At 64.3% G+C, this 21,583-nt stretch carries 19 protein-coding genes; 8 read left to right on the plus strand and 11 right to left on the minus strand.

Annotation, left to right across the window (positions count from 1 at the left end; translation table 11 throughout):
- Positions 1-427 precede the first annotated feature (427 nt).
- The 5 genes from dapF to GPK94_RS01730 form a co-directional block, all read right to left on the minus strand.
- Positions 428-1,225, minus strand: a complete 798-nt coding sequence (gene dapF / locus GPK94_RS01710) for a diaminopimelate epimerase (protein ID WP_346727970.1) — start codon at positions 1,223-1,225, stop codon at positions 428-430.
- A gap of 12 nt (positions 1,226-1,237) precedes the next feature.
- Complete coding sequence (locus GPK94_RS01715; RefSeq protein ID WP_101692728.1) at positions 1,238-1,786, minus strand: ANTAR domain-containing protein; 549 nt, start codon at positions 1,784-1,786, stop codon at positions 1,238-1,240.
- Positions 1,787-1,817: 31 nt separating this feature from the next.
- Positions 1,818-3,149, minus strand: coding sequence for a type I glutamate--ammonia ligase (gene glnA / locus GPK94_RS01720; RefSeq protein WP_101692727.1), 1,332 nt, complete (start codon positions 3,147-3,149; stop codon positions 1,818-1,820).
- Between the two features lie 135 nt (positions 3,150-3,284).
- Positions 3,285-3,887 (minus strand): histidine phosphatase family protein, encoded by a 603-nt coding sequence (locus tag GPK94_RS01725; protein ID WP_186963735.1) that lies wholly within the window; start codon positions 3,885-3,887, stop codon positions 3,285-3,287.
- A gap of 10 nt (positions 3,888-3,897) precedes the next feature.
- A complete protein-coding gene (locus GPK94_RS01730) occupies positions 3,898-4,800 on the minus strand; it encodes a multidrug resistance efflux transporter family protein (protein WP_215654115.1) in 903 nt (300 codons plus the stop codon).
- Positions 4,801-5,060: 260 nt separating this feature from the next.
- Between GPK94_RS01730 and GPK94_RS01735 the strand changes: the two genes are divergently transcribed.
- From GPK94_RS01735 to GPK94_RS01745, 3 genes are all read left to right on the plus strand, one after another.
- Positions 5,061-6,752: a glutamine--tRNA ligase/YqeY domain fusion protein gene (locus GPK94_RS01735; RefSeq protein WP_101692724.1), complete on the plus strand. Its 1,692-nt coding sequence runs from the start codon at positions 5,061-5,063 to the stop codon at positions 6,750-6,752.
- Positions 6,753-6,821: 69 nt separating this feature from the next.
- Entirely contained in the window at positions 6,822-7,850 is a 1,029-nt protein-coding gene (locus GPK94_RS01740) for an aminotransferase class I/II-fold pyridoxal phosphate-dependent enzyme (RefSeq protein WP_215654117.1), read from the plus strand.
- A 20-nt stretch (positions 7,851-7,870) separates the two neighbouring features.
- Entirely contained in the window at positions 7,871-8,335 is a 465-nt protein-coding gene (locus GPK94_RS01745; RefSeq protein ID WP_215654119.1) for a phosphate-starvation-inducible PsiE family protein, read from the plus strand.
- A 44-nt stretch (positions 8,336-8,379) separates the two neighbouring features.
- Here the strand turns inward: GPK94_RS01745 and GPK94_RS01750 are convergent, their stop codons facing one another.
- Positions 8,380-9,477, minus strand: coding sequence for a helix-turn-helix transcriptional regulator (locus GPK94_RS01750; protein ID WP_215654121.1), 1,098 nt, complete (start codon positions 9,475-9,477; stop codon positions 8,380-8,382).
- Positions 9,478-9,674: 197 nt separating this feature from the next.
- On the opposite strand from GPK94_RS01750, the gene GPK94_RS01755 reads away from it, so the two are divergent.
- Both GPK94_RS01755 and GPK94_RS01760 read left to right on the plus strand, forming a co-directional pair.
- Entirely contained in the window at positions 9,675-10,220 is a 546-nt protein-coding gene (locus GPK94_RS01755) for a sigma-70 family RNA polymerase sigma factor (RefSeq protein ID WP_252192477.1), read from the plus strand.
- Positions 10,213-11,346 (plus strand): hypothetical protein, encoded by a 1,134-nt coding sequence (locus GPK94_RS01760; RefSeq protein WP_215654123.1) that lies wholly within the window; start codon positions 10,213-10,215, stop codon positions 11,344-11,346. Before GPK94_RS01755 ends, GPK94_RS01760 begins: the two co-directional genes overlap by 8 nt.
- 70 nt (positions 11,347-11,416) lie before the next feature.
- On the opposite strand, the gene GPK94_RS01765 is transcribed toward GPK94_RS01760, so the two are convergent.
- The gene (locus GPK94_RS01765; RefSeq protein WP_215654125.1) at positions 11,417-13,408 is read right to left on the minus strand and encodes a fructose-1,6-bisphosphatase; all 1,992 of its coding nucleotides are present in this window, start codon (positions 13,406-13,408) and stop codon (positions 11,417-11,419) included.
- 239 nt (positions 13,409-13,647) lie between these two features.
- On the opposite strand from GPK94_RS01765, the gene hcp reads away from it, so the two are divergent.
- From hcp to gltX, 3 genes are all read left to right on the plus strand, one after another.
- Positions 13,648-15,288 (plus strand): hydroxylamine reductase, encoded by a 1,641-nt coding sequence (gene hcp, locus GPK94_RS01770; RefSeq protein ID WP_101692718.1) that lies wholly within the window; start codon positions 13,648-13,650, stop codon positions 15,286-15,288.
- Positions 15,289-15,336: 48 nt separating this feature from the next.
- Positions 15,337-15,609 (plus strand): TIGR04076 family protein, encoded by a 273-nt coding sequence (locus tag GPK94_RS01775; protein ID WP_101692717.1) that lies wholly within the window; start codon positions 15,337-15,339, stop codon positions 15,607-15,609.
- Positions 15,610-15,745: 136 nt separating this feature from the next.
- The gene (gene gltX, locus GPK94_RS01780) at positions 15,746-17,236 is read left to right on the plus strand and encodes a glutamate--tRNA ligase (protein WP_195278901.1); all 1,491 of its coding nucleotides are present in this window, start codon (positions 15,746-15,748) and stop codon (positions 17,234-17,236) included.
- A 73-nt stretch (positions 17,237-17,309) separates the two neighbouring features.
- On the opposite strand, the gene argF is transcribed toward gltX, so the two are convergent.
- From argF to argJ, 4 genes are read right to left on the minus strand one after another with little or no spacing between them, the layout of a single operon-like run.
- Positions 17,310-18,230 carry an ornithine carbamoyltransferase gene (gene argF / locus GPK94_RS01785; RefSeq protein WP_101692715.1) on the minus strand — a complete coding sequence of 307 codons (921 nt, stop codon included), beginning with the start codon at positions 18,228-18,230 and terminating at the stop codon, positions 17,310-17,312.
- Between the two features lie 47 nt (positions 18,231-18,277).
- Entirely contained in the window at positions 18,278-19,456 is a 1,179-nt protein-coding gene (locus GPK94_RS01790; RefSeq protein WP_186963739.1) for an aspartate aminotransferase family protein, read from the minus strand.
- 13 nt (positions 19,457-19,469) lie between these two features.
- Positions 19,470-20,324 carry an acetylglutamate kinase gene (gene argB / locus GPK94_RS01795; RefSeq protein WP_101692713.1) on the minus strand — a complete coding sequence of 285 codons (855 nt, stop codon included), beginning with the start codon at positions 20,322-20,324 and terminating at the stop codon, positions 19,470-19,472.
- Between the two features lie 20 nt (positions 20,325-20,344).
- Positions 20,345-21,568, minus strand: coding sequence for a bifunctional ornithine acetyltransferase/N-acetylglutamate synthase (argJ, locus tag GPK94_RS01800; RefSeq protein WP_193538072.1), 1,224 nt, complete (start codon positions 21,566-21,568; stop codon positions 20,345-20,347).
- Positions 21,569-21,583: the final 15 nt, after the last annotated feature.

Raw genomic sequence — 21,583 nt, forward strand, 5'->3', positions numbered from 1 at the left:
TGCCCCCCATTATAAGCCCGTCCCGCCACAAAAAAGGTCATAAGCCGTTGCCCCCCATCTTCCTCACGTTTCCCCATGATACGACAAAACCGGCGCCCTTTGGGGGCGCCGGTCAGACTGTCGATGGCATCAGTCTGTGATTTTTGCGGTAACGCCTCGCAGAGTTCCGCCGTCCGCAGACGGCGGAATCAAGTCCAGTCGTGTTTTCCGACGGCGTGTACGTCGGAAAACACTCCCCTCAGGCCGCAAGTGTGCGAGTCGGGAACCCAAACGAAGCCCAGCTAAGCGGGTTCGTTTGGGAGAGGAGGGACAAGGGAGCAGAGTGAACCCTGGCCGTCAGGCCGGGGCGAACGGTACGGACTTTGACCCGACGAAGTGCGCGCAGCGGACTGCATCCTTCTCTCAAAAATGCTTGCATTTTTGAGAATCAGTCCTCGATAAGTTCTCCCTCAAAGACGGTGACGGCCCCACCGGTCATGAAGACGTGGCCGGTCTCCTCGTCCCAGCGGATGTGCAGGCGACCGCCCAGCAGGTCCACGTCGGCGCTGCGGCCGCACTTGCCGTTGAGCACCGTGGCCACCAGCACCGCGCAGGCGCCGGTGCCGCAGGCCATGGTCTCGCCGCTGCCCCGCTCCCACACCCGCATGCGCAGGTGGTCCGGGCCCAGGACCTGCACGAACTCGGTGTTCGTCCGGTTGGGGAAGCTGGGGTGGTGCTCAAAATCGGGGCCCAGCCGGGGCAGGTCCACCGCCCCCGGGTCGTCCACATAGAGCACCGCATGGGGGTTGCCCATGGAGACCGGCGTCACGGTGTAGTCCTCCCCCTGGATGGTGAGGACCCGGTTCTCCTCCCAGGTGGGGACCCCCATGTCCACCGTCACCGCGGACACGTTCCCGTGCTCCAGGTGGAGCTCCAGGTGCTTGATGCCGGCCAGGGTCTCCACCGTCAGGCTGGTCTTGCCCACCAGCCCCTTGTCGTAGGCAAACTTTCCCACGCAGCGGATGCCGTTGCCGCACATCTCGCTCTCCGAGCCGTCGGCATTGTACATCCGCATCCGCACGTCGGCACAGTCCGAGGGACAGATGCAGATCAGTCCGTCCGAGCCGATGCCGAAGTGCCGGTCAGACACCCGCCGGGCCAGGGCGGGCAGGTCCTCCGGCATTTCCCGGGTACAGTCCAGGTAGACATAGTCGTTGCCCAGACCCTGCATTTTGGTAAACTTCACGCCAATTCCTCCTTATCCATACAGCGCCAGTCCCGCCTCCCGCTCCAGGAGGAGCCGGGCGGTCTCCGCCAGCTTTCGTCCGCAGATCATGCTTCTCTGCTGGAGCAGGCGGTGGGCCTGCCCCTCATCCATCCCCCGCTGCTCCATGAGCCACTCCTTGGCCCGGCGGATGAGCTCCTCCTCCCCGGCCGGGCGGACACTCAGCCGGACGCTCTGGGCCAGGCCCAGCGCCCGCTCCACCCCCTCCAGCAGAACACTGCGGGAGAGCGGGGTGGAGAGGGTCACCAGCCCGTCGGAGCGCCCGCACAGGCTCAGCAGATTCTCCGGCGCCACCAGCACCATGGTGCGCCCGGCCGGCAGGTCAAAAAACAGCTCCTCCGCCGTGGCGTCGGGCAGCTTGTAGCCGCAGACCACCGTTGGGATCTGCTGCTGGCCCAGCAGGAGGCGGACCTCCGCCGCCGTGCGGCAGATCAGTCCCCGGGCCAGGCCCGCCCCTTCCAGCAGCGCGCGGACCTTCCGGCTGGTGTTCTCATTCTCAAAGGCAAGTACGACGCGCTCCAACCCCACTCAACTCCCTGTGCGCTGTGCTCCATCAATAGAGGGTGATGTACTTCTCCCGCTCCCAGGAGCTGACGCGGGTCTTATACTCGTACCACTCCTTCTTTTTGCCCTGGATGTAGTAGGAGGAGACATGATCCCCCAGGGCATCCATGAGCAGCTGGTCCTTCTGCAGCTCCTTGATGGCGCTGGAGAGGGAGTCGGGCAGGCTCTCGATCCCACGGGCGGCCCGGGCGGCGTCGTCCATGGCATAGATATTCTCGGTGATCTCCTCCGGCGGGGTGAGGCCCCGCTCGATGCCGTCCAGTCCGGCGGCCAGACACACGGCAAAGGCCAGATAGGGATTGCAGGACGGGTCGGGGGAGCGCAGCTCCACCCGGGTGGACTGCCCCCGGGCGGCCGGGATGCGGATGAGGGCCGAGCGGTTGGAGGCCGACCAGGCCAGGTAGCAGGGGGCCTCATAGCCCGGCACCAGGCGCTTGTAGGAGTTGACCAGGGGATTGGTGATGGCCGAGATCCCCTTCACATGGGCCAGAATGCCCGCGATGAAGCTGTACGCCTCCTTGGAGAGTCCCCGGCGGTCATTGGGATCGTAGAACACGTTCTTGCCGTCCCGGAAGAGGGACATGTTGGTGTGCATGCCCGATCCGGCCACGCCGAAGATGGGCTTGGGCATAAAGGTGGCGTGGAGGCCGTTCTTCTGGGCCAGGAGCTTGACCGCCAGTTTGAAGGTCATGATGTTGTCGGCGGCGGTGAGGGCGTCGGCGTATTTGAAGTCGATCTCATGCTGGCCCGCGGCGTTCTCGTGGTGGCTGGCCTCGATCTCAAAGCCCATCTCCTCCAGGTTGAGGCAGATCTCCCGCCGGGTGGTCTCCCCGTGGTCCAGGGGGCCCAGGTCAAAATAGCCCGCCTCGTCGTTGGTCTCGGTGGTGGGATTCCCGTGCTCGTCGGTCTTGAAGAGGAAGAACTCGCACTCGGGCCCCACATTGAAGGTGTCGTAGCCCATGGCCTTCATCTTCTCAGTCATGCGCTTGAGCACGTTCCGGGGGTCCCCCATGAAGGGGGAGCCGTCGGTGTTGTACACGTCGCAGATCATCCGGGCCGTCTTGCCGAACTGGGCCCGCCAGGGGAAGATGGTGAAGGTGTCCCGGTCCGGGTAGAGGCACTGGTCCGACTCGTCGATGCGGACAAAGCCCTCCACCGAGGAGCCGTCAAACATGATCTGATTGTTGACCGCCTTCTCCACCTGGGAGGCGGTGAGGGCCACATTCTTCAGCTGTCCAAAGATGTCGGCAAACTGCATGCGGACAAATTTGATGTCCTCCTCCCGCACGATGCGGATGATGTCTTCCTTACTCAGTGCCATGACGGGTAGTCCCCCTTTTAAATTATGTAATTCTGGCAAAAAGGGCGCTCCTCTCCCGTCCTTCGGGAGCCGGAACGCCCTTGTCCTCGACTCATGTACTTCCCTTCCCGCGCCGGAAGGGCCGTCTTGTCCATCCTACCATATCCGTCCCTCTTTGGCAAGGGGGAGGGGAAAGGAATCTCGCCCCTCCAGCACCGCCCACTGGGCGTTGTCCAGCCGGTAGCGGCGGTTCATCTCCGCAAAGCTGCCCCCCTCCAGCCAGCATAGGGTCCCCTTGATCACCGCGCTGTGGGCCACCACCAGGGCGGTCCCCTCCCCGGAGCGGCTGATCTGTTCCAGGGCGGGCAGGACCCGGCAGAGCATGGCCGCGAAGGACTCGCCCCCCAGGGGGGCCATGCGGAGGCGGTCGGCCTCATAGCGCCGGTACTCCTCCCGCCAGCGCTTCTGGATCTCGGTCCAGGCATGTCCCTCCCAGTGGCCGAAGGAGATCTCCCGCAGGCCCTCCACCGGCTCGGGCGTCAGGCCCAGCAGTCTGCCCGCGATCTGGGCGGTCTCCAGGGCCCGCTTCTGGGGGCTGGCATAGATCCGCTCCACCCGCTCCCCGGCCGCCAGCAGGCGGCGGGCCAGCTCGGCGGCCTGGGCCCTGCCCCGGTCGTTGAGGGTGGTGTCGCTCTGTCCCTGGATCTGTCCCCGGGCGTTCCAGTCGGTCTCTCCGTGCCGTGCCAGCAGCAGTCTCATAGCGTCCTCCTCACTTGGCCGCCGCCCGGCAGTTGAGCAGCAGTCCCGCAATGATGACCCCGATGCCCAGGAACTGGACCGGGGTGGGCATGGCGTCTCCCAGCAGCACCACCCCGCCGATCAGGGTAAAAATGATCTCGCCCGCGATGGTCCCCTCGGCCAGGGACAGGAGCTTGGGGTCCCCCCGTCCCAGATTGGTGGCCTGGAAAAAGAGGATGGTGGCGATGACCGCCGAGAAGATGGCCACCAGCAGCGCCTGGAAGCACTGGCTCCCGCTGGGCAGCCGTCCCTGGACCACCGCCACGGCCGAGAGGGCCAGGAAGAAGGGCAGACTGCAAATGGTCATGCCCAGCACCCGCTGGGGGGTGTCCAGCTCCTCCCCGCACAGGTCCATCATCTTGCGGTTGCCCAGGGGGTAGGCCACCGCCGCCACTGAGATGAGACCCAGGCAGGTCAGCACCCCGCCCCCGGCCTCCCCACTCAGGAGGCGCTCGCTCTGGATGAGGACCACCCCCAGCAGGATGACCGCCACCGCGCCCAGGCTCCGGCGGGGGATCTTCTTCCCCCACAGGGGATTGAGGAAGACCCCCGCCACAATGGTCAGCTGCCACAGGGACACCGTGAGCCAGGACTCCCCGAAGTCGGAGGCCCAGGTCAGCGGGGCGTAAAAGAGGCCGAAGCCCACCGTGCTCCAGAGCAGCCAGGGCCCCGGACTGCGCCGGATGGACTCCAGCACCGGGCCCAGCTTGTGCCGCACCCCCACCATCACCCACAAAAACGGCAGGGAGAACAGATAGCGCAGCGACGCGCTCCAGATCCAGTATCCGCCGGAGAGATTCATGCTCCGGTTGAGAATAAAGGTAAAGGCAAAGAAAAAGGAGGACAGGATACCCAGTCCTAAGATGCGTTTCATGACAAGCTCCTCTCTCCGGCGGCGGGCCCCCGGGATGGGGCGGAAACCGCACGGTCTGTCTCATTCTAGACGGCAAAACGCTCCCCTGTCAAGGTCTGCCCCGGCGGCGGGCGGGAAAATCCGCGGTTTTTTCCCGTTTCCCTCCCCTTCACGGGCACAGAAGTCTTGCAAACTTCGTATCCATCAGTATATAATAGGAAAAGTCACCTGTCCCTGCCCCGGCGGCGGGCGGGTGCCGATAATACAAAGGAGTGAATGATATGCCTGACGAACTGAATCCACCCGTAATGGCCCAGAACTTTATCCATGATTTCATTGACGAGGATATCGCGCAGGGCGGTCAGTTCCAAGGTATGACCGTCCACACCCGTTTTCCCCCCGAGCCCAACGGCTACCTGCACATCGGCCACGCCAAGGCCATCTTCGTGGACTTCGGCACCGCTGAGAAGTACGGCGGACTGTGCAACCTCCGCATGGACGACACCAACCCCACGAAAGAGGATGTGGAGTATGTGGAGGCCATCCAGGAGGACATCCACTGGCTGGGCTACGACTGGGGCGACCGGTTCTTCTTTGCCTCGGACTATTTTGAGCAGATGTACCAGTACGCCGTGGAGCTCATCAAGAAGGGCCTTGCCTATGTCTGTGAGCTCACCCCGGAGCAGTTTAAGGAATACCGCGGGGACGTGAACACCCCCGCCCGCTCCCCCTACCGGGACCGCCCGGTGGAGGAGTCCCTGGACCTCTTCGCCCGGATGCGCGCCGGCGAGTTCGAGAACGGCCGCATGACCCTGCGGGCCAAGATCGACCTCACCAGCGGCAACTTCAACATGCGCGACCCGGTCATCTACCGCATCAACCACATGCACCATCACCGCCAGGGGGACAAGTGGTGCATCTATCCCATGTACGACTTCGCCCATCCGCTGGAGGACGCTCTGGAGGGAATCACCCACTCCCTGTGCTCCCTGGAGTTTGAGGACCACCGTCCTCTCTACGACTGGGTCATCCAGCACTGCGATGTGCCCGCCAAGCCCCGCCAGATCGAGTTCGCCCGGCTGGGCATCAACTACACCGTCATGTCCAAGCGCAAGCTCCGCCAGCTGGTGGAGGAGGGCCGGGTCTCCGGCTGGGACGATCCCCGCATGCCCACCCTCTGCGGCCTGCGCCGCCGGGGCTACACCCCCCGCTCCATCCGCAACTTCTCCGAGCGCAACGGCGTGAGCAAGGCTGCCTCCACGGTGGAGTTTGCCTTCCTGGAGCACTGCCTGCGGGAGGACCTCAACGAGACTGCCCAGCGCGTCATGGCGGTCCTGCGCCCCGTGAAGCTGGTCATCACCAACTACCCCGAGGGTCAGAGCGAGACCTTCGAGGTGGAGAACAACCCCAACCGGCCCGAGGACGGCACCCGGACCGTCACCTTCTCCCGGGAGCTCTATGTGGAGGCTGAGGACTTCCTCCCCGAGCCCGTGCCCAAGTACAAGCGCCTCTATCCCGGCGGACCCGAGTGCCGCCTGAAGGGCGCCTACCTCATCAAGTGTGTGGGCTATGAAACCGACGATGCCGGCAACGTCATTGAGATCGCCGCCGAGTACGATCCCGACAGCCGGGGCGGCGATCCCGCCGACGGCCGCAAGGTGAAGGGCGCCACCATCCACTGGGTGGACGCCGCCACCGCCGTGGACGCCGAGGTCCGCCTCTACGACAACCTCTTCGCCGACGCCGAGCCCGATGCCGGCGACAAGAATTTCCTGGACTGCCTGAATCCCGGCTCTCTGGAGGTCCTCACCGGCTCCAAGGTGGAGGCCAGTCTGGCCGGCGCCCAGGCGCCCGCCTCCTACCAGTTCCTCCGCCAGGGCTATTTCTGCGTGGACAACAAGGATTCCCAGCCCGGCCACCTGGTCTTTAACCGCTCCGTCAGCCTGAAGGACAGCTTCAAGCCCGGCAAGTAATCCAGTCTGTCAAGCCTGTGGGCGGTATCCAATGGGATACCGCCCACGTTTTGAAATGAGGGAAATGTGATGTATCTGTTCCGCAATGACTACTCCTTCGGCGCCCATCCTAAGGTGCTGGAGGCCCTGTCCGCCAGCAATCTGGAGGGCAACCCCGGCTATGGCTTCGACCCCCACTGTGAGGCGGCCGCCGCCCGGATCAAGGAGCTCTGCCAGGCCCCCCAGGCCGATGTGCAGTTCCTGATCGGCGGCACCTCGGCCAACTTCACCGCCATCGCCGCCTTCCTCCGCCCCTGGGAGGGGGTGTTCTGCGCCCAGACCGGCCATGTCAACGGCCACGAGTCCGGCGCGGTGGAGGCCACCGGGCACAAGCTCCTCCCCCTGGAGGCCGGCCCCGACGGCAAGCTGACCCCCGCCCTCATCGAGGCGGCCCTCCCGGCCTATGAGGACATCCACCTGGTCAAGCCCCGGCTGGTCTACATCTCGGACGCCACCGAGACCGGCGGCGTCTACACCAAGGCTGAGCTGGAGGCCCTCTCCGCCTGCTGCCTTGCCCACGACCTGCTCCTCTTCCTGGACGGCGCCCGCCTGGGCTGTGCCCTCACCTCCCCCGCCAACGACCTGACCCTCCCCGATCTGGCCCGCCTGACCGACGCCTTCTACATCGGCGGCACCAAGAACGGCGCCCTCATGGGCGAGGCGCTGGTCCTGGTCAACCCCGCCCTTCAGGGGGATTTCTTCCGCATCAAGAAGCAGCGGGGCGCCGTCCTGGCCAAGGGCTGGCTGCTGGGTGCCCAGTTCGAGGCCCTGCTGAAGGACGACCTCTACTTCCAGCTGGCCCGCCACTCCAACGACATGGCCCGCAAGCTCCAGGACGGGCTGAAGACCAAGGGGTACTCCTTCCTCTTCGAGTCCCCCTCCAATCAGATCTTCCCCATCGTGCCCGACGCCATCCTCCCGGAGCTGGAGCGGATCTGTGCCTTTGAGGTATGGGGTGCAGCGCCTGAGGCCGGCCATACCGTCATCCGCCTGGTGGCCAGCTTTGCCACCGAGCCCTCCGATGTGGACGGGCTGCTGAACGAGTTCCCCCTGCCCTGATTTCAACCGGAGGGATTTTTATGGACAGTGAACTGCTGAAACTGCGCATCCCCTCGTACATCTACCGTGTGGCCCAACTGCTGGAGATCGTGGTGAGCCTCATTGTGATTGTCGCCATCACCTTGTCGGTCTGGTCGGTTCTCTTGGAGCTGAACATTATGACAAGCGGCCCCGGCAATACCGATCTGCTCCAGACTTTTCTGGCCGACGCTTTTACCGTGGTCATCGGCATTGAGTTCCTCAAGATGCTCAGCCGCCACAACATGAGCTCGGTGGTGGAGGTCCTCCTCTTCGCCATCGCCCGCCAGATGGTCATTGAGCACACCACCGCGGTAGAAAATCTGGTCATGGTGATCGCCATTGCCATTCTGTTCACCATCCGGAAATACCTGTTTATTCCCGGACTGGACGACAAAAAATACAGCCCCCACAGCAAGAAGCGCGCCGACACAGAGGATGCAGCTCACGAGCACATCCACTCCTGAGGCGATGAAAAGAGGGTGTACGGGAAACCGTACACCCTCTTTTGTCATATGGTATCCTCTTCCGGCTGCTTCTTCCGCACGGAACATCCGGCCAGGACCAGGTAGAGGACCAGCAGGATCACACCCAGCAGGAACACCCCCGCCGACGGCCTCCACTCCACGATAAAGCGGCTCAGATCGACCTCCGGCGTCCAGGAGTACTCCCGCCCGGTGGAAAGGCTCCAGATCTGTTCGGCGCTTCCCTTTGCAAAGAGCCACATGGGCCCGCACAGGGCGGTCAGCAGGAGGGCCGGAACCAGGCGCCTCCGGTCCCGCCGGAAGAGCCACAGATACCAGAGCTCCAGCAGGACCAGCAGTCCGGCAAAGAGCCCACCCTGATACCGGTAGCACCAGATGGGAAGGATGTCCAGGCAGTAGGCGCCCCAGAATCCCAGCACCACCAGGAATCCCGCCGCCGGGAGGAGTGCCCGGCCCCGGGGCAGGGACCACACCGACAGACGGAAGCCCCCTTTTTCCTGAAAATGCCGCCGGGCGAGGCCCATGGTCAGGGCGGTCAGCGCCGCTCCCAGCGCCAGCCAGAGGAAGAGCACCCCCAGCACAAGCCCCCTCTGCCGGCCCGACAGCCACAGCTGGAACCAGGTCGACAGGAGCGTGCTCCCTCCTCCCGCGATCAGGACGAGTCCGCCGGCCGCCGCGCCGGCGATCACGCTCAGGTTGACTGCCAGATTCATCCCGGCGTTCCCCAGCCAGAACCAGCGGGAGTGGTAGGCGTAGTACCGCTGGAGGTAGACTCCGTAGGCCATGCAGCCCAGATAGGCCAGGTAGCACACCAGCAGGGGCACAAAGAGCCGCAGGAGATAGAACAGGATGCCGCCCCCCAGGGCAAAGGCAAAGGAGAGCAGGCTCTGGACATCCGTCCGGGTCAGGGCGCGCACCGGCTTTTCCCCGTCCAGCAGATCGTCCACGCTCACCCCCAGGGCCCGGGCCAGGGGCACCAGCAGGGGGACGTCCGGGTATCCGCCCGCCGACTCCCAGCGGGAGATGCTCTTGTTGCTCACCCCCAGGGCGTCGGCCAGCTCCTGCTGGGTCATGTTTTTTTCCTTGCGATAGCGTTTCAGGCGTTCACTGAATTCCGCTTCCATGGTTCCGCCTCCTTTCTTTCTGGCCCCATTGTAGCAGGAAATCGCTCTCGCAGCCACCCCACAGGGCGGGAATTCCCTCCCGGGGGGCGAGAATCGCGCCGTCAGGTCTTTTTTTGTGTCACCTTTTCGCTCCTTCTGCGTCCAGAAGAGGGGAGCAAAAAAACACTCCCACACAGCCCCCTTAGGAGGTGTATGCTTTGAAGGAAGAAGCTCTGCTTCGGCACATCCAGGCGGGACGCCGCTGGGCACTCCACGCCGCCATCCGGCGCTACACCGGGTATGTGACCGCGGTCGCCGCCCGCACTCTGGGGCCCTCCCTGCTCCCCGAGGATCTGGAGGAGGTGGTCTCCGACGTGTTTGTGACCCTGTGGCTCCGCTCCGGTGACATCCAGAGCGGTCCGTCCCTGCGCCCCTGGCTGGCCGCCGTGGCCCGGAACAAAGCCGCCGACCGCCTGCGCCGCACCCGGGGTGTCCTCCCCCTCTCCGACACCCTGCCCGCAGTGGGTGATCTGCCCGAGGCCCTGGTGGAACGGCAGGAGTGTCACGCCCAGCTCCGCCGGGCCGTGGAGGCCATGGAGGAGCCCGACCGTACCCTGTTTCTCCTCTACTACTACGAGGACCAGCCCCTGAAAGAGGTGGCCCCCCGCCTGGGTCTGAGCCTGGCGGCCGCCAAGGCCCGTTTGAGCCGGGGCCGGAAACGCCTGAAAGAGGCGCTATTGAAAGGAGGAATCGACCATGCGTGATCACCTGCACGATCTATGGGAGGACCTGGACCTGCCCGAGGCCTACCCCACCGTGGACCCCCGCGCGGTCCGGCGCCGGGTGGACGCCGTATTGGACGGCGCAAAGGGACGAGGACCCCGCCGGCCCTTGCGGGTGGCCCTGGCTGGACTCCTGCTGGCCGCAGCCGGGATTACCGCCAGCATCTCCATCGCCCTCGCGGATACCGGACAGGCCCTTCCCCCCATCGTCTCCGACCCGCCCGCTGTCTCCGACCCGCCCGCCGTCTCTCCCACCCCCACGCTCCCCCCTGACGGCCACGGGTGGAGCATTATCATCACCCCGGAGGACTATGACAGCGGAAACCCCACCCGGGACCAGACCGATGAAATTTCCGCGCTGCCTGTCTACCCCTCCGGCCCCCTCTCCGCCGAGGCACAGCAGGCCGCCGCCGAGGATCTGGCCGACGCACTGGATACCACCCTCCGCGGCACGGACGGTCCCGGCGTCTTTCTCCTGGCCGACGGCACCCAGCTCTCCTTCTCCGCAGATGCCCCCGAGGTGGTCATCGAGCCCACCGATTGCTCCCCTGCCGACCTGCTCTCCCGCCTCACCGGGGGAGGCGCCATCGAAACGGCCAAGTCGGTCCACTATTCCTTCTCCGGGGAGCCCGACACCCAGTCCCGTTCCTTCCCCGCCGATACCGGGCAGCCGCTGGAGGAGCAGCTGCTGGACTACACCTTCTCCTCCGTCCGGTCGGACAGCGCCACCTCTCTGCGCCTCACCCTCACGCCGGTCCAGCAGGGGGTCTACCCCATCCGGAGCACGGAGGAGGCCCTCTCCCTCTTCCGCGCGGGAAACTACTTCGGCGTGGAGACCCGCCCGGAGGAGGCCCGCATCCTGTGGGTCCAGCTGATCTACCGTACCGACGGGATTGGCGCCTCCTTCCTCCAGCCCTTCTATGAGATCATCTATATGCAGGCCTACTGGGATCTCACTCCGGTGATGCACACGGAGAAGGTCCGCCGCTACTCCAGCATCAGCTCCGCCTATGTCCCAGCCGTGACCGACCCCTACCTGGACGAGCTCCGTCCCACCTGGTATATCAATGACACCGACACCGGGCACGGCATCTATGCCCCCTCCTGATTCCCCCAAAAAACAAACGCGGCCGCCGCAGAAGATTCGTTCTGCGGCGGCCGCGCCCTGTTCTCTTTGCTTATTTCTTGTGGTCCTCGGCAATCTCGCCGCTGCGGAAGGCCCAGAGCAGGGCCATCAGGTCGTCGATCTGCTCCTGGAGCTGGCGGCCCACATCGGTCCCGGCGATCTTCATGCGGGATTCCAGCCGCTCAAACACCACCGAGCTGGAGGCGATGTCCTGATTCTCCCGGATGGCGTTGCGCCGGCCCACAAAGGGCTCGTGGGAGACCAGGCGGAAGCAGCCCGAGTTGTAGATCAGGGTATAGCCCGCGATGCCGGTGGTCTTCTGGTAGGCCTTGCAGAAGCCGCCGTCGATGACCAGCAGCTTGCCCCCCGCCTTCATGGGGCTCTCGCCCTTCTTGGACTTGACCGGGATGTGGCCGTTGATGATGTGGCAGTGGGGGCCCTCCAGCCCGAACTCCCGCAGCAGCATATCGCACACGGCGGGGTCGTTGTAGAACTGGTAGTAGGGATTCTTGGGCTCGGTCCAGGTGGACTCGTCCACGATGAGCCGCCGCTCGAAGGTGGTCATCCGGTCCCGGCCGAAGATGGGGCTGTTGCGTCCCGCCCAGAGGAACCAGAGGAAGTCCATGCCGAACTGCCGCTCGGGGGAGCCGGGCTTATTGTAGTAGGCCCGCCGGGCAACCAGGTCGGCGTAGTCCAGGAAGGCCCGCCCCGAGAGGTTCTCGCAGCCGATGGAGAAGCGCATCAGCTCCCCCTCCGCCGTCATGGGGATGCAGCCGTGGAAGAGGAGGTTCCCGTTGAACACCTTGTAGAGGCTGCCCTTGGAGTAGAGGAAGCGGATGTGCCGCTGGAGCTTTTCGCTGTGGCGGAAGGAGGCGGTGAGCTGGTCGATGAGGACAGACTCCTCCTCCGTGAGGGCGTAGGGGTCGTTCCGGTCCACGGTGGGGAAGTCGGTGTCCTCCAGCGGATAGGTGGTGCCCCCCAGGGTAATGCACTTGTTCTCATAGTCGATCTTGTCCAGAAGCAGCCGGTCGTTCATGCCGAAGCAGGGATTGCGCAGGATCTTCTGCCCCTCCAGCTTGAAGAGGATGATGGTGATGGCCTTGTGCATCCGGGCGACCAGCATCTTGTCCTTCTCGGTGTAGTGGGCCTCGTCCTCATTGGTGAGCTTGACGGCGAACTGGTGGATGTCACAGTCCTTGTACACCTCGTTGGCAAAGACCGACAGGGGCCGCAGGGAGATGCCGTATCCGGTCTCGATGACCTCCAAGTTGTTGTAGCGCAGGGAGTTGGCCAGCACGGTGGCCACCAGGGTGCGGGAGCCGGAGGCCGCGCCCATCCACAGGATGTCGTGGTTGCCCCACTGGATGTCCACGCTGTGGTACTCCATCAGGGAGTCCAGGATGATGTCGGCCCGGGGGCCGCGGTCAAAGATATCGCCCACCAGGTGCAGGTGGTCCACGGCCAGGCGCTTGATGAGCTCGCACAGCTGCACCAGGAAGTTGGAGGCCCGGTCGATGTCGATGATGGTGGAGATGATGTTCTCGTAGTAGTCCCGCTTATCGCTGTCCTCATAGTGGGTGTGGATGAGCTCGTCGATGATATAGGCGTACTCCTTGGGCATGGCCTTACGGACCTTGGAGCGGGTATACTTGGAGCTGACCTCCCGGCAGACCTCGATGAGGCGGTGGAAGGTGATGCGGTACCACTCCCGCATGTCGTCGTTCTCCCGCTCGATCTCCTCCAGCTTCTCCTTGGGGTAGTAGATGAGGGTGGCCAGCTGGTCCAGCTCGGCCTTGGAGACGCTGGTGCCGAAGAGCTTGTCCAGCTTTTCCCGCACCACGCCGGAAGCGGAGTTGAGGATGTGCAGAAATGCCTCGTATTCGCCGTGCACATCGGAGATGAAGTGTTCCGTGCCCTTGGGCAGGTTCAGGATCGCCTGGAGATTGATGATCTCGGTACTGGCCGCCTGAACGGTGGGATACTGCCGGGCCAGCATTTTCAGATAGTGCAGATTCTCGGACCGGTAGGTTTTCGATGGCTTCATGCGGGGGCCTCCTTTTCTAATCTTTGGTAATCTTCATTATGTCACGTTCTCCCTCCGGTTGCAAGGGGAGGCGTGTCCTTTCCCTCTTCCACACCGGATTTTTCCATCCGGTTTCCCCGGTACATTCGTTTTTCTGTTGGAATTCCAACATACAAATGGGCCATTCTCCCCTATACTGATGCCATGATCCAGAAAACCACCGGCCGCAGCTTGCTCCGGCCATAAAAAGGAGTTAGACTATGGAAAACAAGATGTTCTGCTATCAGTGCCAGGAGACCGCCGGCTGCGCCGGATGCACCCGAGCCGGCGTGTGCGGCAAGACCGCCCAGGTGGCCAACACCCAGGACCTGCTGGTCTATGTGACCAAGGGGCTCTCCGCTGTTACCACCGCCCTGCGGGCCCAGGGCGAGGCCATCCCCGCTTCCCTCAACCAGCTCATCACCCTCAACCTCTTCACCACCATCACCAACGCCAACTTTGACCAGGAGGCCATCCTCCAGCGCATCCGGGACACCCTGGCGGCCAAGGCACCCCTGCTGGCCCAGGTCCAGGACCCCTCCGCCCTTCCCGCCGCCGCCCGGTGGGACGGCTCCGGCGACTGGGAGGAGAAGGCCGCCCAGGTGGGCGTGCTCTCCACCGAAAACGAGGACATCCGCTCTCTGCGGGAGCTCATCACCTACGGTCTGAAGGGCCTGTCCGCCTACTCCAAGCACGCCAACGCCCTGCTCCAGGCCGACGAGGAGATCGACGCCTTCCTCCAGCGGGCCCTGGCCGCCACCCTGGACGACACCCTCACCGCCGACGACCTGGTGGCCCTCACCCTGGAGACCGGTAAATACGGCGTATCCGGCATGGCCCTTCTGGACCAGGCCAACACCCAGGCCTACGGCAACCCCGAGATCACCCGGGTCCAGCTGGGCGTGGGCAAGAACCCCGGCATCCTGGTCTCCGGCCACGACCTGCGGGACCTGGAGATGCTGCTGGAGCAGACCAAGGACACCGGCGTGGACGTGTACACCCACTCCGAGATGCTCCCCGCCCACTACTACCCCGCCTTCAAGAAGTACCCCCACTTTGTGGGCAACTATGGCAACGCCTGGTGGAAGCAGAAGGAGGAGTTCGAGTCCTTCCACGGTCCCATCCTGATGACCACCAACTGCATCGTGCCCCCCAAGGACAGCTACAAGGACCGGCTCTACACCACCGGCGCCGCCGGATTCCCCGGCTGCAAGCACATTCCCGGTGCCATCGGGGAGGAGAAGGACTTCTCCGCTCTCATCGAGCACGCCAAGCGCTGCGCGCCCCCTGCCGAGCTGGAGCAGGGTGAGATCGTGGGCGGCTTTGCCCACGCCCAGGTGCTGGCCCTGGCCGACCAGGTGGTGGAGGCCGTCAAGAGCGGAGCCATCAAGAAGTTCGTGGTCATGGCCGGCTGTGACGGCCGTGCCAAGAGCCGCAGCTACTACACCGACTTTGCCAAGGCCCTGCCCCGGGACACCGTGATCCTCACCGCGGGCTGCGCCAAGTACAAGTACAACAAGCTGGACCTGGGCGACATCAACGGGATTCCCCGGGTGCTGGACGCCGGCCAGTGCAACGACTCCTACTCCCTGGCCGTCATCGCCCTCAAGCTCAAGGAGGTCTTTGGCCTCTCCGACATCAACGACCTGCCCATCATCTACAACATCGCCTGGTATGAGCAGAAGGCGGTCATCGTCCTGCTGGCCCTGCTCTATCTGGGGGTGAAGAACATCCACCTGGGCCCCACCCTGCCCGCCTTCCTCAGCCCCAACGTGGCCAAGGTCCTGGTGGAGAACTTCGGCATCGCCGGCATCCGCACCGTGGAGGAGGACATGGCCCTCTTCTTCGGCGAGCAGGCCTGAGCCACCCTTCGCCCTGCCGGGTTTCTGAGAGAAAGGAGCTGTCTTCCCATGAAAAAGCCGTCCGTCCGCATCACTCTGGTGGACCGTCTGGGCCCCTGCCGGTGTCACCGGGGGCACCAGATCGGCGATTCCTTCGACTTTGAGACCCAGCGGGGCGAGCTGTGCCCCATGGCGGCCCACGCGGCCTTCCCCTTCGTGGACATCCTCCGCTACGGCGGGACCTTGCCCAAGAGCCGCCACGGGGACTACCGCTTCTGCTGTCCGGACGCCGACGTGGTCAACGTCTTCCGCCTGGAGATCCTCCCTCCGGAGGAGCCCTGATCCCCCCTTTTCCGTCCATTTTGGAAGAGTTTTGCCCCCGCCCCCTTGCCATAGGCGGGAAAAGCCTCTATAATATTGTCTGCTTAATTCAGGCGCTCCCCCGTTCGGGCGGCGCCCAACCGTTGGAGGAATTCAAATGGCTCTGGATATGAATTGGTTTGACGAGATGGAGGCCCGCATTCCCAAGGGAGAGGTCCGCACTCGTTTTGCCCCCTCTCCCACGGGCTATATGCACGTGGGCAACCTGCGCACCGCCCTGTACACCTGGCTCATCGCCCGGCACAACGGCGGCAAGTTCCTGCTCCGCATCGAAGACACCGACCAGGGCCGCCTGGTGGAGGGCGCCGTGGACGTGATCTACAACACCCTGCGCAAGTGCGGTCTGGACTGGGACGAGGGTCCCGATCTGGGCGGTCCGGTGGGCCCCTATGTACAGACCGAGCGCCGCGGCTTTTACGGTAAGTACGCCGAGCTCCTGGTGGAGCGGGGCCACGCCTACTACTGCTTCTGCGAAAAGACCGAGTCCGAGGAGGATTCCGGCGAGTTTGACCGGGGCGACGATCCCTGCCGCTCCCTGAGCATGGAGGAGGCCCGGGCCAAGGTGGAAGCCGGCGTGCCCTATGTCATCCGCCAGAAGATCCCCAAGGAGGGCTCCACCACCTTCCACGACGTGGTGTTCGGCGACATCACGGTGGAGAACTCCACCCTGGACGACCAGATCCTCATGAAGTCGGACGGTCTGCCCACCTACAACTTCGCCAACGTCATCGACGACCACCTCATGGGCATCACCCACGTGGTCCGCGGCAGCGAGTACCTCTCCTCCGCCCCCAAGTACAACCTGCTCTATGAGGGCTTCGGCTGGGAGGTCCCCGCCTATATCCACTGCTCCCCCGTCATGCGCGACCAGCACAACAAGATGTCCAAGCGCAAGGGCGATCCCTCCTACGAGGACCTGCTGGCCATGGGCTTCCTCTCCGAGGCCGTGGTCAACTATGTCACCCTGCTGGGCTGGTCCCCCAAGGGCGAGGAGAGCGAGCGGGAGTTCTTCACCCTCTCCGAGCTGGCAGAGTCCTTCGACGTGGCGGGCATCTCCAAGTCCCCCGCCATCTTCGACCTGGAGAAGCTCAAGTACTTCAACGCCAAGTACCTGCGCGCCCTCTCCCCCGAGGCCTTCTATGAGGGGGCCCGGCCCTACCTGGAGCAGGCGGTCAAGACCCCCGGCATCGACCTCTCCCTCATCGCGCCCCTGGTGCAGCCCCGCTGCGACACCTGGCTGGACATCGCCCCCCAGGTGGACTTCTTTGACGCGCTGCCCGCCTACTCCAACGAGCTCTACTGCCACAAGAAGATGAAGACCAATGAGGAGAACTCTCTGGAGGCCCTCCAGATGGTCCTCCCCGTGCTGGAAGGCCTCTCCGACTGGACCTATGACGCCATCCACGACGCCCTCATCGACCTGGCCGCCAGCCACGAGCTCAAGAACGGCCGCATCATGTGGCCCGTGCGCACCGCAGTCTCCGGCAAGGCCGTCACCCCCGGCGGCGCTGTGGAGCTGTGCCACATCCTGGGCAAGGAGGAGACCCTCCGCCGTATCCGCCTGGGTATGGAGCAGCTGGCCCGCTGATTTTCTTCTCACAAGCGCATACAAAAACGCTCCCGGTTTCGATGAAACCGGGAGCGTTTCTTTTTGGTCTGATTTACTTCTTTTCCTCACCCATGAGCAGGTAGAGCACCGCTTTCTGGGCGTGGAGGCGGTTCTCAGCCTCGTCGAAGATCTCGCCGGCGTGGGCCTCAAAGACCTCGGCGGTGATCTCCTCGCCCCGGTGGGCGGGCAGGCAGTGCTGCACCATGCAGCCGGGGTTGGTGACCTTCATCAGCGCCTCGTTGACCTGGTAGCCCTGGAAGGCGGCCTTGCGCTTGGCGGTCTCCTCCTCCTGGCCCATGGAGGCCCACACGTCGGTAAAGACCACGTCGGCCCCCTTGGCGGCCTCCATGGGATCCCGGGTGAGGGTAAAGGTGGCGTCGGTCACGCTCTTGGCAAACTCCATCACGTCGGGATGGGGGTCATACCCCTCGGGGCAGGCCACGGACACGTTCATGCCCACCTTCAGGCAGCCCACGATGAGGGAGTTGACCATGTTGTTGCCGTCGCCGATGAAGCACATGTTCAGCCCTTCCAGCTTGCTCTGGTGCTCGCGAATGGTCATCAGGTCGGCCAGCACCTGACAGGGGTGGGCGAAATCGGTCAGGCCGTTGATGACCGGGATGTCGGCGTACTCGGCCAGCTTCTCCACCTCCTCCTGGGAGTAGGTGCGGATCATGATGCCGTCGCAGTAGCGGGAGAGCACCCGGGCGGTGTCCTCCACGGGCTCGCCGCGGCCGATCTGGCTCTCCTTGCTGGAGAGGAAGAGGGCGTGGCCGCCCAGCTGGTACATACCGGTCTCAAAGGAGACCCGGGTACGGGTGGAGTTCTTCTCGAAAATCATGGCCAGAGTCTTGCCCTGGAGATAGTTGTGGGTGAGACCATGCTTCTGGTTGTACTTCATCTGGTCGCCCACGTTCAGAATATGAATGATCTCTTCCTTGGAGAGATCCAGCAGCTTCAACAGATCCTTCATTTCCATGTCACCTCATCATCCGGCGGGAGCGGTGTCCCGCGCCGTTCTTATTCCAGGACCTGGGCCATGATCGCCAGGCCCTTGTCCATCTCTTCCTTCGTGATCGTCAGGGGGGGCAGCAGCCGCAGACCCGGCCCGGCGGTGAGGACCAAAAGGCCATTCTGCACCAGCTGGGCGGCCAGAGCCTTGTTGGTATAGCCCTCCTTGACCTCAATGCCGATCATCAGGCCCAGCCCGCGGGTGGAGCCGATGCTCTTCTTGTCCAGGGCCTCGATGCCGGCGCGCAGGTAGGCGCCCTTCTCCTTCACCGCTTCCAGCGCGTCCTCGTCCAGGATATCCAGGACGGTGAGGGCGGCCGAGGCGGCGATGGGGTTGCCGCCGAAGGTGGAGCCGTGCATGCCCGCTCCCAGCACATTCCGGCACTTCTCGTTCACCAGGAATCCGCCCATGGGGAGGCCGCCGGCGATGCCCTTGGCAAAGGAGGCCGCGTCGGGTTGGATGCCGTACTGCTGGTAGGCAAAGAGGGTGCCCGTCCGGCCGATGCCGGTCTGGACCTCGTCCACCAGCAGGAGCCAATCCCGCTCGGCGCACAGCTCCGCCAGACCCCGGACAAAGTCCGGCTCCATGGGGAGCACGCCGCCCTCGCCCTGGACCAGCTCCAGCATCACGGCGCACACGTCCTTCCCGCCTTCCGCCTTGACGCTCTCCAGATCGTTGGCGTCGGCGTAGCGGAAGCCCTCCATAAAGGGATAGAAGTACTGGTGGAACACATCCTGTCCGGTGGCGGTCAGGGTGGTGATGGTCCGTCCGTGGAAGGAGTTCTTCAGGGTCAGGATGGTGCTGCGGCCCTTGCCGTACTTGTCAAAGCTGTACTTGCGGGCCAGCTTGATGATGCCCTCATTGGCCTCGGCGCCGGAGTTTCCGAAGAAGGCCGCCGCCATCCCCGCCCGCCGGCACAGCACGTCGGCCAGCTTGGCGTAGGGCTGGGTATAAAAGAGGTTGGAGATATGCCCCAGAGCCAGGGCCTGCTCATAGATGGACCAGGCCCACTGCTCATTTCCGTAGCCCACCGAGTTCACGCCGATGCCGGAGGTGAAGTCGATGTACTCCTTCCCCTCCAGATCCCAGAGCGTGGCGCCCTTTCCGTGGGCAATGGCCACGTCAAAGCGCCCGTAGGTCTGAAGGGTGTGGGCGTGATCCAGGGCTTTCAGTTCTTCAAAGGTCATGGTTGCCGTCTCCTTACAGAATCATGGTACCGATGCCCTGGTCGGAGAGCATCTCGATGAGGATGGAGTGGGGGATGCGTCCGTCCAGGATGTGGGTGCGCTCCACGCCGGAGCGTACCGCCTCCACGCAGCACTCGATCTTGGGGATCATGCCGCCCTGGATCACGCCCTCCCGCACCAGCTGGGGCACGTCGGAGAGTCCCACCACCGGGATGAGGGTCCCCTCGTCCGCCGGGTCGCGCAGCAGCCCCCGGATGTCGGTGAGGAGGATGAGCTTCTCGGCCCCCAGGGCCACGGCCAGCTTGGCCGCGGCGGTGTCGGCGTTGATGTTGTAGGCGTTCTCCCCATCCACTCCCTGGGCCACGGTGGAGACCACCGGGATGTAGCCCTGCTGGAGGCAGTCCCGCACCGGGTCGGGATTGACCTTGACAATCTCGCCCACCAGGCCGTACTTCTCGTCCAGCTTCTGGGCCTGGAAGAGACCCGCGTCCATGCCGCACAGGCCGATGGCGTGGCCGCCCCGGCGGTTGAGGGTGGCCACCAGGTTCTTGTTCACCTTGCCGCAGAGCACCTGCTGGACGATGTCCATGGTCTCCTCGTCGGTGTAGCGCAGGCCGTCCACAAAGCGGGACTCCTTGCCGATCTTGCGGAGCATCTCCGAGATCTCGGGCCCGCCGCCGTGGACCACCACCACATGGATGCCCACCAGGTGGAGCAGGATGATGTCGCTGATGACGGCCCGGCGCAGCTCGTCGGAGATCATGGCGTTTCCGCCGTATTTGACCACGATGGTCTTGCCGTAAAATTTCTGGATATAGGGCAGAGCTTCGGCCAGCACCGTGGCTCTGGTCACAACAGGGTCAGACATTTGGAATCCTTCTTTCCCGATCAGGTGCGGTAATCGCCGTTGATCTTCACATAGTCATAGGTCAGGTCGCAGCCCCAGCAGGTGGCCTCGTGCTCTCCCTCGTGGAGGCAGATGTCGATGATCACCTCGTCCTGGGAGAGGATGCTCTTGGCGGCCTCCTCGTCGAAGTCCAAGCCCATGCCCTGCTGGCAGACCAGCACCTCGCCCACGGCGGAGGCAAATTTCACATCCACGTACTCGGGCCGGAAGGGGGCCTTGGAGTAGCCCATGGCGCACAGGACCCGGCCCCAGTTGGCGTCGGTGCCGAACATGGCGGCCTTCACCAGGGGGGAGCCCACCACCGCCTTGCTCAGGCGCTCGGCGCTCTCCTCGCTGCGGGCCTCATGGACGGTGCAGGTGATGAGGCGGCTGGCGCCCTCGCCGTCACCGGCGATGCAGCGGGCCAGATACTCGCAGACCTGGTGCAGGGCCTTGCGGAAGACGGTGTAGCTGTCATCCTTCCACTCGATGAGGGGATTTTCCGCCATGCCGTTGGCCAGCACCACGCACATGTCGTTGGTGGAGGTGTCCCCGTCCACCGTCACCCGGTTGAAGGTCTTGGGCACCACCTCGTGGAGGGCGTCGGAGAGCAGCTCGCCGGTGATGGCACAGTCGGTGGTGATGAAGCAGAGCATGGTTCCCATGTTGGGGTGGATCATGCCGGAGCCCTTGGCGATGGCGCCCATGGTCACGGTCTTGCCGCCCAGAGTGAAGGAGATGGCGATCTCCTTCTTGCTGGTGTCGGTGGTCATGATGGCGTGGGCCGCCGCGTCGGAGCCCTCGGGGCCGTCGGTGAGTCCGGCCGCCACCTCGGGCATTCCCCGCTCGATGGCGGCGATGTTGATGGTCTGGCCGATGACACCGGTGGAGGCCACCACAAAGTCCGAGGGCTTGTGGCCGGTGGCCTGGGCGGCGTACTGGCTCATAAGCTCGGCATTCTCATGGCTCTGGGGGCAGCAGGCGTTGGCGTTTCCGCTGTTGGCCACCACGCCCCAGGCCGTTCCGTCCTCCAGATGGTCCATGGTGACGTAGATGGGGGCCGCCTTGACGCGGTTCATGGTGTAGGTGGCCGCCGCCGCACACTCCCGCTCGGAGAGGATGATGGCCAGGTCCTTCTTTTCCAGCTTCTTGCTCTTGACGCCGCAGTGAACGCCCCAGGCCCGAAAGCCCTTGGCTGCGGTCACGCCGCCGTTGATCTGCTTCATAACCTTATGTCCTTC

Source organism: Pseudoflavonifractor sp. MCC625 (assembly GCF_018784545.1).
Taxonomy (GTDB): Bacteria; Bacillota; Clostridia; order Oscillospirales; family Oscillospiraceae; genus Pseudoflavonifractor_A; species Pseudoflavonifractor_A gallinarum.

Bases quoted from the DNA above. Each gene is read 5' to 3' on its own strand.
- glnA (WP_101692727.1), bottom strand. From the start codon at position 3,149: ATGGCACTGAGTAAGGAAGACATCATCCGCATCGTGCGGGAGGAGGAC.
- GPK94_RS01725 (WP_186963735.1), bottom strand. From the start codon at position 3,887: ATGAGACTGCTGCTGGCACGGCACGGAGAGACCGACTGGAACGCCCGG.
- GPK94_RS01730 (WP_215654115.1), bottom strand. From the start codon at position 4,800: ATGAAACGCATCTTAGGACTGGGTATCCTGTCCTCCTTTTTCTTTGCC.
- GPK94_RS01735 (WP_101692724.1), top strand. From the start codon at position 5,061: ATGCCTGACGAACTGAATCCACCCGTAATGGCCCAGAACTTTATCCAT.
- GPK94_RS01740 (WP_215654117.1), top strand. From the start codon at position 6,822: ATGTATCTGTTCCGCAATGACTACTCCTTCGGCGCCCATCCTAAGGTG.
- GPK94_RS01745 (WP_215654119.1), top strand. From the start codon at position 7,871: ATGGACAGTGAACTGCTGAAACTGCGCATCCCCTCGTACATCTACCGT.
- GPK94_RS01750 (WP_215654121.1), bottom strand. From the start codon at position 9,477: ATGGAAGCGGAATTCAGTGAACGCCTGAAACGCTATCGCAAGGAAAAA.
- GPK94_RS01760 (WP_215654123.1), top strand. From the start codon at position 10,213: ATGCGTGATCACCTGCACGATCTATGGGAGGACCTGGACCTGCCCGAG.
- GPK94_RS01765 (WP_215654125.1), bottom strand. From the start codon at position 13,408: ATGAAGCCATCGAAAACCTACCGGTCCGAGAATCTGCACTATCTGAAA.
- hcp (WP_101692718.1), top strand. From the start codon at position 13,648: ATGGAAAACAAGATGTTCTGCTATCAGTGCCAGGAGACCGCCGGCTGC.
- GPK94_RS01775 (WP_101692717.1), top strand. From the start codon at position 15,337: ATGAAAAAGCCGTCCGTCCGCATCACTCTGGTGGACCGTCTGGGCCCC.
- gltX (WP_195278901.1), top strand. From the start codon at position 15,746: ATGGCTCTGGATATGAATTGGTTTGACGAGATGGAGGCCCGCATTCCC.
- argF (WP_101692715.1), bottom strand. From the start codon at position 18,230: ATGAAGGATCTGTTGAAGCTGCTGGATCTCTCCAAGGAAGAGATCATT.
- GPK94_RS01790 (WP_186963739.1), bottom strand. From the start codon at position 19,456: ATGACCTTTGAAGAACTGAAAGCCCTGGATCACGCCCACACCCTTCAG.
- argB (WP_101692713.1), bottom strand. From the start codon at position 20,324: ATGTCTGACCCTGTTGTGACCAGAGCCACGGTGCTGGCCGAAGCTCTG.
- argJ (WP_193538072.1), bottom strand. From the start codon at position 21,568: ATGAAGCAGATCAACGGCGGCGTGACCGCAGCCAAGGGCTTTCGGGCC.